Source organism: Dietzia sp. B19 (genome assembly GCF_014145155.1).
Taxonomy (GTDB): Bacteria; Actinomycetota; Actinomycetes; order Mycobacteriales; family Mycobacteriaceae; genus Dietzia; species Dietzia natronolimnaea.
Genome location: NZ_JAALED010000525.1, coordinates 1 through 2831 on the forward strand (window position 1 = coordinate 1; position 2831 = coordinate 2831).

2 protein-coding genes are annotated in these 2831 nt (G+C 69.9%); both read left to right on the forward strand.

Translation table 11 applies throughout. The annotated features are described in order from the left end of the window. Positions 1-1410 (forward strand): aldehyde dehydrogenase family protein (locus G6020_RS14340; RefSeq protein ID WP_182611078.1); only part of this gene is annotated, 1410 nt, incomplete at its 5' end. Between the two features lie 186 nt (positions 1411-1596). Beyond that, positions 1597-2709 carry an NDMA-dependent alcohol dehydrogenase gene (locus tag G6020_RS14345; protein WP_179523234.1) on the forward strand — a complete coding sequence of 371 codons (1113 nt, stop codon included), beginning with the start codon at positions 1597-1599 and terminating at the stop codon, positions 2707-2709. The last annotated feature ends 122 nt before the right edge of the window (positions 2710-2831 follow it).

A 2831-nucleotide genomic window follows, 5' to 3' on the forward strand; every position in this document is an offset into this window, starting at 1 on the left:
GACGCGGCGGACGGCCGCACCTTCGGCACCTACGACCCCGCCACCGGCGCCGAGATCACCCAGGTCGCGCACGGCGGACCCGAGGACGTCGACCGGGCCGTCGCCGCCGCGCGCCGCGCCTTCGACGACGGCGCGTGGGCGACCATGAAGCCCAACCAGCGCGAGCAGATCCTGTGGCGCATCGGCGACCTGCTGGACGCCAAGGCCGAGCTGTTCGGGCAGATCGAGGCCCTGGACAACGGCAAGTCCGTCGCGATCGCCACCGCCGTGGACGTGGCGTGGGCGGCCGACGTGTTCCGCTACTACGCCGGCTGGTCCACCAAGATCGAGGGCTCCACGGTCAACGTGTCGATGCCGTTCGCCGGCGACAAGCAGTTCCACGCCTACACCCAGCGCGTCCCCGTGGGCGTGTGCGGCCAGATCATCCCCTGGAACTTCCCGCTGCTCATGGCGGCGTGGAAGCTCGCCCCCGCCCTGGCCACCGGCAACACCCTGGTCCTCAAGCCGGCCGAGCAGACTCCGCTGACCGCGCTGCTGCTGGGCGAGGTCATCGCCGAGGCCGGCGTGCCCGCCGGCGTGGTCAACATCGTCACCGGCTTCGGCGACGCCGGCGCCGCGATCTCCGCCCACGACGACGTGGACAAGGTGGCCTTCACCGGCTCCACCGAGGTGGGCAAGCTGATCGTCGACGCCGCCAAGGGCAACCTCAAGAAGGTCTCCCTCGAGCTGGGCGGCAAGAGCGCCAACATCGTCTTTGCCGACTGCGACTTCGACGCCGCCGTCGCCGGATCCGTGGCCGCGTGGATGTTCAACCACGGCCAGGCCTGCACCGCCGGCACCCGCCTGTACGTCGAGGACTCCATCTACGAGAAGTTCACGCAGGCCGTCGCCGACGCCGCCGCCCAGGCCACCATCGGACACGGCCTGGACCCCGCCACCGAGCTCGGCCCGCTGGTCGACCAGGACCAGTTCGACAAGGTCTCCTACTACCTCCGCGCCGGCATCGAAGACGGCGGGCGGGCCCTCACCGGCGGCGGCCGACACGGCGACACCGGCTACTTTGTCCAGCCGACCGTGTTCGTGGACGTCGAGCCCGACCACCGGGTGGTGACGGACGAGATCTTCGGCCCCGTCGTCTCGGCCCTGCGGTTCACCGACGTCGACGACGCGGTCCGGCAGGCCAACGACTCGATCTACGGCCTGGCCGCCGGGGTGTGGACGAAGGACATCTCCAAGGCCCACAAGGTCGCCAGCCGCCTCCACGCGGGCTCGGTCTGGGTCAACCAGTACAACGGCTTCGACACCGCCATGCCGTTCGGCGGGTTCAAGCAGTCCGGCTGGGGCCGCGAGCTGGGCCAGGGTGCACTGGACCTCTACACGCAGACCAGGTCGGTCAACATCCAGCTCTGACCTGGTCCGGGTCGGACTCCCTCCGACCCCCGGGACCGGGACCCGGCGTCCCCGTGACTCGTCCGGGGACGCCGGCGACTCCCCTTCTCTGCGACCTCTCCTGTCGTCCCACACCCCTTGCCCACCCGCCCCGTCCACACCCCCTCTCCACTTCCGATCACCCGCTCCCCCGAAAGGAACACCGCCGTGAAGACCAAGGCAGCAGTACTGTTCGACCTCCACCAGCCGTTCGAGATCATCGAGCTCGACCTGGACGATCCCGGCCCCGGCGAGGTCCTGATCAAGTACACGGCCGCAGGCCTGTGCCACTCCGACCTGCACCTGTCCGACGGCTCGCTCCCGCCGCGCTTCCCGATCGTCGGCGGGCACGAGGGCGCCGGCGTCATCGAGGCCGTGGGCGTGGGCGTCACCAAGGTCAAGCCGGGCGACCACGTGGTGTGCTCCTTCATCCCCAACTGCGGCACCTGCCGGTACTGCTCGACCGGGCGACAGAACCTCTGCGACATGGGTGCCACGATCCTCGAGGGGCACATGCCCGACGGCACCTTCCGCTTCCGCTCGGGCGGCAAGGAGTTCGGTGCCATGTGCATGCTCGGCACCTTCTCCGAGCGCTCGGTGATCTCCCAGCACTCGGTGGTCAAGGTCGACGACTGGCTGCCGCTCGACAAGGCCGTCCTGGTGGGCTGCGGCGTGCCCTCCGGCTGGGGCACCGCCACCTATGCGGGCAACGTGCGCCAGGGCGACACCGTGGTGATCTACGGCATCGGCGGGCTCGGCATCAACGCCGTCCAGGGCGCCGTCCACTCGGGGGCCCGCCACGTCGTGGTGGTGGACCCCGTCCAGTTCAAGCGCGACGAGGCCCTCAAGTTCGGCGCCACCCACGCGTTCGCCGACGCCGCCGAGGCCCACGCCGAGGTGGAGAAGCTCACCTGGGGCCAGATGGCGGACCAGGCGCTCATCCTGGTGGGCACCGTCGACGAGCAGGTCGTCTCGAGCGCCTTCGACGTGATCGGCAAGGGTGGCACCGTGGTGATCACCGGCCTGGGCAACATGACCGACAAGACCGTCCAGGTCAGCGGCACCGTGATGGCGCTGTTCGGCAAGACCATCACGGGCACCCTGTTCGGTTCGGCCAACCCGCAGTACGACATCGTCAAGCTGCTGCGCCTGTACGACGAGGGCAAGCTCAAGCTGGACGAGCTCATCACCACCACCTACTCGCTCGAGCAGGTCAACGAGGGCTACCGGGATCTGCAGGACGGCAAGATCATGCGCGGCGTGATCATCCACGACGCCTGACCCGTCGCCACCCGACCGGCGCGGCCGACGACTGCGCGCGTCGCCCCGATCCCGGGGTGGCGCGCGCAGTGGTTGGCCAAGCAATGGCGGGCAGGCGCTCCCGCGGATGGCGTCTCGCGCGA